Source organism: Mesorhizobium yinganensis (assembly GCF_040081985.1).
Lineage (GTDB): Bacteria > Pseudomonadota > Alphaproteobacteria > Rhizobiales > Rhizobiaceae > Kumtagia > Kumtagia yinganensis.
The window spans coordinates 42351-48350 of sequence record NZ_JBEBMH010000037.1; the positions used below are offsets into that span (position 1 = coordinate 42351).

At 64.0% G+C, this 6000-nt stretch carries 5 protein-coding genes and 1 pseudogene; 2 read left to right on the forward strand and 4 right to left on the reverse strand.

The features are described 5' to 3' along the window. Window positions 1-651: 651 nt before the first annotated feature. Window positions 652-744: pseudogene (locus ABMA59_RS32950) on the forward strand (VOC family protein); the annotation flags it as partial. 30 nt (window positions 745-774) lie between these two features. Here ABMA59_RS32950 and ABMA59_RS32955 read toward each other — a convergent pair. From ABMA59_RS32955 to ABMA59_RS32970, 4 genes are all read right to left on the reverse strand, one after another. Further along, on the reverse strand, window positions 775-2232 hold the full coding sequence (locus tag ABMA59_RS32955) for a TrkH family potassium uptake protein (protein WP_349009600.1): 1458 nt from the start codon (window positions 2230-2232) through the stop codon (window positions 775-777). 186 nt (window positions 2233-2418) lie between these two features. After that, window positions 2419-3516: a Gfo/Idh/MocA family protein gene (locus ABMA59_RS32960; RefSeq protein ID WP_349009601.1), complete on the reverse strand. Its 1098-nt coding sequence runs from the start codon at window positions 3514-3516 to the stop codon at window positions 2419-2421. Window positions 3517-3707: 191 nt separating this feature from the next. After that, window positions 3708-4514: an ATP-binding cassette domain-containing protein gene (locus ABMA59_RS32965; RefSeq protein WP_349009602.1), complete on the reverse strand. Its 807-nt coding sequence runs from the start codon at window positions 4512-4514 to the stop codon at window positions 3708-3710. Then, window positions 4511-5626, reverse strand: coding sequence for an ABC transporter permease (locus ABMA59_RS32970; RefSeq protein ID WP_349009606.1), 1116 nt, complete (start codon window positions 5624-5626; stop codon window positions 4511-4513). The genes ABMA59_RS32965 and ABMA59_RS32970 overlap by 4 nt, the downstream gene beginning before the upstream one ends. Window positions 5627-5753: 127 nt before the next feature. Here ABMA59_RS32970 and ABMA59_RS32975 point away from each other — a divergent pair. After that, on the forward strand, window positions 5754-6000 hold a 247-nt coding region (locus ABMA59_RS32975; RefSeq protein WP_349009603.1), incomplete at its 3' end, for a hypothetical protein.

Here is a 6000-nt window from a genome sequence, read left to right on the forward strand (position 1 = left end):
ATGAGAGGAGCCTAACGGCGCTCGCCAATGGCCGCAATCGACCCCCCATTGCGGACGTTGCGCGCCGAGTCTATATGTAGGCAACCGATGGTTGCAAGAGGAAGCCGCAATTGAGCATACGTTTCCCTTACCCCCGCAGGGGCCTTTTGCTTACCTCGTTTGTGTTGCTCATGCTCGTAACGCAGGCGAATGCTGAGTCTTATTCAAGGCTGCAAGCGAGTGGCTACAAAACTGGTAGTATGACCCGAGGTGCATCCGGCTCGCTGGGCTGGTTCGTTTCAAATGGTGAGAAGAAGTTCTTTTGCGCAAGTACCGTTTCACTGGCCTACACCGGCAGGAACGGAATGGTCGGGTTCACGGCCTCGGGACGGCAGATACCGATCGATAGGAAGGTATATGAAGAACGCGCAGGCAAGAGCGAAAAAGGTATCCCGCAACTGTCAGATCTGAAAGCTGGCAGATTGCACCCGCGTGACGTGGGCAATTGCAGTCCTGTCAGGAAATAGAACGTCAGATTGAAAGTCGGTGCGTTCATCGCGTCCGCTTCTCACCCCTTCCCGACTCAAGCCGAGACACTCAGGGCCGCCCGTATGTCGGTCCCTGAAACCATATCCTTGCGCCCGGCAATCTTTCCGGCCTCGCTGGTGGAACGCCGGGCGGCGGGAGGCAAAACGCGCCTTCGCGGCGATGATGGACATGAAGAAGATCGACGTCGCCGCGATCGAGGCGGCGCGGCGGGACTGAGGGGGCCGGATAGCCGACGGTTTGTCTCCCTCACCGCGCCCAAAAAGCCGGCGTGAACATCACCAGCACGGCCAGGATTTCGAGGCGGCCGAGCAGCATCAGGAACGACAAAACCCACTTCGCCGTGTCGGGCAGCGAGGAAAAATTGCCGACCGGGCCGATGATCGGCCCCAGCCCCGGCCCGACATTGGTGAGCGCCGTCAGCGCGCCGGTGGTGGCGGTGACGAAATCGAGCCCGGTGGCGCCAAGCAGGATGGTGCCGATCGCCCAGATGACGAAGAAGGAGGCGATGAACAGCGCCACCATATGCTGCATCTCTGCTGGTACGGTGCGGTCCCCATAGCGCACCGGCAGCACTGTGTGCGGGTAGATCAGGCGGCGCAGGCCGTTGGCGAGCAGTTCGAACAGGATGAGGAACCGGTAGGCCTTTATGCCGCCCGTGGTCGAACCCGAGCAGCCGCCTAGAAAGGTGGCGACGAAGATGCAGGCCACGGCGAACGGCCCCCAGAGCGTGTAGTCGTCGCTGGCGAAGCCGGCGGTGCTGATGATCGACATGAAGTTGAAGGTGGAATGGGTGATGGCGTCGCCGAACGGCATGTCGAGTTTCACCCGAAGATAGATTGCGACGGCGACGGCGAAGACGATGCAATAGCCGGCGAAAACGCGGATCTGCGGGTCGCGCAGCGCGTCGAGCCGGCCGCGCACGGCAAACAGGATCATGATCGAGAAGGGCAGGCTGCCGATGAACATGAAAATGCTGCCGGTCCACAGGATGATCGGCTTGTCCGCATAGCGCAGGAACGATGTGTCGTGGGTGGAGAATCCGCCCGTCGCCACCGTCGACATGGCGTGGTTGATCGCGTTGAACGTGTCCATGCCACCGGCTGCGTAACCAATGGTGCAGGCGACGGCCAGCGCGCCATAGATGCCGATCAGGCTGATGGTGAAAGTCTGGAAACGCTCGAACGGCCGGTCCTCGATGTCGGAGGATTCGATCTTGAAGTAGGAGACTCCGCCGATGTTGAGGAAGGGCAGCAGGAACAGGCCGAGTACGATGACGCCGAGGCCGCCCATGAAGCAAAGCAGCGAACGCCACAACAGCAGGCCGGGCGGCGCCTGGTCGAGGCCGTTGATGACCGTGCCGCCGGTGGTGGTGATGCCCGAGACAGCTTCGAAGAAGGCATCGGTGGGGCTGAGCTGTATCGACGAGAGCATCAGCGGAACGGCGCCGGCCACCGCCATCGTCACCCACAGCAGATTGACCAGCAGGAAGCCGAAACGGGTTGTGACAGCGGGCGGCTTGCCCTGCGTCGCCAGCGCCACGGCCAGTGCAAAACCGCCGACGAACAGCGCAGAGAAGGCGAAGGCCTTCCAGTCGGGATTGCCGTAGTAGAGATCGATCAGTGCCGGCACGAGCATAGCGACCGAAAGGTAGATCGCGAAGACCGCCGCGACATGCACCGCGGCGCGGACTGCCGATCTGTTCACGATATGCCGACCTTGCCTGTCTCGGTTCTACGGACGGCGGTTGGTGAAGCTGTCCGAGCGCGATAATGGCCGGAAGGCAGGGGTGTGACAACTGCGACGGCGCGCCATCCCAAGATTTCGCGCGACCGGCGGACCTGCCGCTGCGGTTCCTTTGAAGCGAACCGGCTGCCGCGCTTGCGGCGCGCGCTACCCGTGCTTCAGAAAATGCCGCGTCAGGCCAACCAGCAGCGTCATGTCGCGCGCCGCGTGTTCCGGCCGGTTCACGACCGGTGCGCCATCGACAATCGCGGCGTGGAAGCCGCGCAATTCCTCGACGAACGCCTCCTCATAATTGGCGAGCAACTCGTTGCATGATGCCTTGTGGCCGTCCGAGGTCTTGACGGTCAGCCGCGTCGGCTGGTGGTTGAGATAGGGCGACGGGAATTCCAGTTCGAGGATCGCGTCGTCGAAATAGAGCGAGATGCGCTCCTTGTAGTCGGCCAGCGACGGCACGGCGAGATGCGTCATCGTCCACAGCGCCTGGCCGCCAAGCAGCCGCACGGTGCCCTGGCCCCCGCCGCCATTGGCAAAAATCTGCGCGCCGACCACCTCGCCGTCGGGCACGCCGAGCACATCGAGAATGCCGTGCACGGCATTGACGTCGTGCACCAGTGACGAACTGTAGGCGGCGGTGAACCCCTTGAAGGCGAGGTCGGTGAGCGGCTGGCCGATGACGCGCTTGGCCTGTGCCCTGCGTTTTGCCGTTGTCGCCGCGATCAGTTCCTGCGGCACGTCGCTGGCGAAGCGTGTGCGAAAATGATGGATGAACGGCCAGGAATCCGGGTCGTTCACTTCGACAGACACGTAGCGCAGCGTCTTCGCCGTTCCCGGCAGCGATTGCAGCGCCAGCCGGTAGTTTGGATCGAAGCGCTTCATGTAGCCGACCTGCACGACCCTTCCGGCCTTGTCGCGGGCCGCGACGATGTCGGCGATTTCTTCAGGCGAATAGCAGAGCGGCTTTTCGCAGAAGACATGCAGCCCGCGTCCGAGCGCGGCCAACACCTGCTCGTGATGCAGCGGGTCCGGCGAACCGATCACCACCGCGTCGAGGGGTTCTTCCAGCAGCGCATCCGGCGTTGCGAAACCGGGTATGCCATAGGTTTCGGTTACGAAGTCGCGTGCGGTCTTCGACGGATCGGCGACACCCTTGACCTCGAACAGCGTGTTCAGCGCCAACAGGTTCGGGATGTGCTCGACCTGGCAGATGGTCCCGGCGCCGATGACGCCCACGCGAAGTCTGGTCATAAAGAGTCTCCTGTCTTTGGCGCCGCCGCGCCGCCTTCCCCCTCCCCCTTGAGGGGAGGGTGGCCGCGAAGCGGCCGGGTGGGGTCATCGCGGCCATACGCCAACGTTGCTTTGCGTCGGAGCACTGCCGGACCGACCCCTGCCCCGGCCTGCGGCCGGACCCTCCCCTCAAGGGGGAGGGGAAGTCGGCGCTACGCCGCCGCCCTGTTGCCGATCGACGCCAGCAGCCGCTCGATCTCGGCCTCCACCGCCTTCAGATCCTCGCCGCCGGACATGATGGAAATCACCTCGTCGCGCGTGATGGCCGACTTGGCATAAGTGCCGCGGTTGCGCCCGCGGTTGAGCAGCGTGAACGTGTCGCCGACCGGATAGGCGTGGTGGATGTTGTGGCTGATGAAGATCACCGCCAGCCCGCGCATGCGCGCCTCGACGATCAGCTTCAGCACCATCGCCGCCTGGTGCACGCCCAGCGCCGAAGTCGGCTCGTCGAGGATCAGCACCTTTGCGCCGAAATGCACGGCGCGCGCGATCGCCACAGATTGCCGCTCGCCGCCCGACAGCGTGCCGACAGCTTGCGTCGGATCGCGAATGTCGATGCCGATATCGGCCATAGCCTGCCAGGCAGTCCGGTTGGCAAGCTCCTTGTCGATGCGCGAGAAGGGCAGGCTGCTTTTTGTCGGTTCGCGTCCGAGAAAGAAGTTCCGCGTGATCGACATCAGCGAGATCATGCCGAGGTCCTGGAACACGGTCGCCACGCCATAGCTCTGCGCGTCGCGCGGGTTACGGAACGCCACGGGGCGGCCCTCGACCAGAATCTCGCCGCTGCTCGGCCGGTGCACGCCCGACAGCACCTTGATCAGCGTCGATTTTCCCGCGCCGTTGTCGCCGAGCAGGCAATGCACCTCGCCGGGAAACACCTTTATGTCGATGTCCTGCAGCGCCTTGACCGAGCCGAAATTGACGCTGACGCCGCGTAGTTCCATCGCCGGAACGTTCATTTGCCGCCTCCGCGCCCCAGCGCTTTTACGCGAATGTAGTTGTTCACCAGCACTGCGATCAGGATAACGATGCCGAGGAACACCTTGAACCAGTCGGTGTCGATGCCGGTGTAGAAGATGCCCATCTGCACCAGCCCGAAGATCAGCGCGCCGAACAGCACGCCATACACCGTGCCGTAGCCGCCGGTGAGCAGCACGCCGCCGATGACGGCCGCGATGATCGCCTCGAATTCCTTCAAGAGGCCGCGCGTCGTGTCGGCCGAGCCTGCCTCCATCACCTGGATGGTGGCGAGCAGCGTGGCGGCGCAGGCCGTGTAGATGAACAGGCTGATCTTCACCCGGCCGACCGGCACGCCGACATTGCGGGCGATGTCGGCATCGCCGCCGGTGGCGAAAATCCAGTTGCCGTATTTGGTCTGAGTGAGCACGTAGCCGGCGAGCGCGGTGAGGGCCAGCCACCAGACGATCGACATGGGGATGCCGGTGACGAAGGGCGTGCCGTCGCTGCGCGCCGCGATCCAGCCCTGCGTCGCCATCCACTGGAAGAAGCCGGTGAAGATGTGGCCGTTGAAAAGCCCTGCCGTCGCCGGGTCCGGCACGCCGTCGAGGATATAGGGGATCTGCGTGCGCCCGGTCACGGCCCGCGTGATGCCGATCGACAGGCCGCGCAGGATGAACAGCGAGGCCAGCGTGACGATGAAGGAGGGCAGCCGCGTCTTCACCACGATCAGCCCGTTGAGGTAGCCGGTCAGGATCGCGGCGGCGAAGGCGAGAGCGATGCCGCCCCACAGCGGCAGGCCCCATTCGCGCACGCCGAGCCCGATGACCACGCCCGCGAAGCCGATCATCGAGCCGACGGAGAGGTCGAACTCGCCGGCGATGATCAGCAGCGCGGCGGCCGTGGCGATGATGCCGAGTTCCGCCGACAGCGTCAGGAAGGTCATCGACCCCTGCAGCGAATAGAGGTTGGCGGCGCCCGGCAACACGGCGAAGATGATCATGGTGGCAAGCAGCCCCGCCGCGGCGCCCGCCTCCGGGCGCCTGATCAGTTGCGTGAAGCGGCCGGTCGCGGCGAGCCGCTCGTCCGGCCCGCCGGCACTCTTGCGGCGCATGCCGAACCGGTCGGCGCTTTCGCCGGATGATGCCTGGTGTTCCACGGCGGCCATTAGGCGCTCCAAATGCCGGTTGTGCAATGAGGATGGAGTTGGCGCTTTTCCCCGTTCACGGAAGGACAGTCGCATGTCGCATATGGATACTATCCTCTCCGATCCGGCTTCGCCGGCTCGTCTCGGCATCACCCCCTTGTATCTGCACGAGAGTGATTTTGTGCGATTGCAGCGACTGAACCTCGAACCGGATGGCCATCCGGTTCGAGGTTTGGCGAAGTCGCCCGTACCCCCTTCGGCCACAACCGTCGGTGAGCCTGGGATCTTCGCCTTTGTCACGCACGACCGAATAGTCGCTTGGCTCCAATCGCACGCACAAG

Bases quoted from the DNA above. Each gene is read 5' to 3' on its own strand.
- ABMA59_RS32960 (WP_349009601.1), bottom strand. From the start codon at position 3,516: ATGACCAGACTTCGCGTGGGCGTCATCGGCGCCGGGACCATCTGCCAG.
- ABMA59_RS32965 (WP_349009602.1), bottom strand. From the start codon at position 4,514: ATGAACGTTCCGGCGATGGAACTACGCGGCGTCAGCGTCAATTTCGGC.
- ABMA59_RS32970 (WP_349009606.1), bottom strand. From the start codon at position 5,626: ATGCGCCGCAAGAGTGCCGGCGGGCCGGACGAGCGGCTCGCCGCGACC.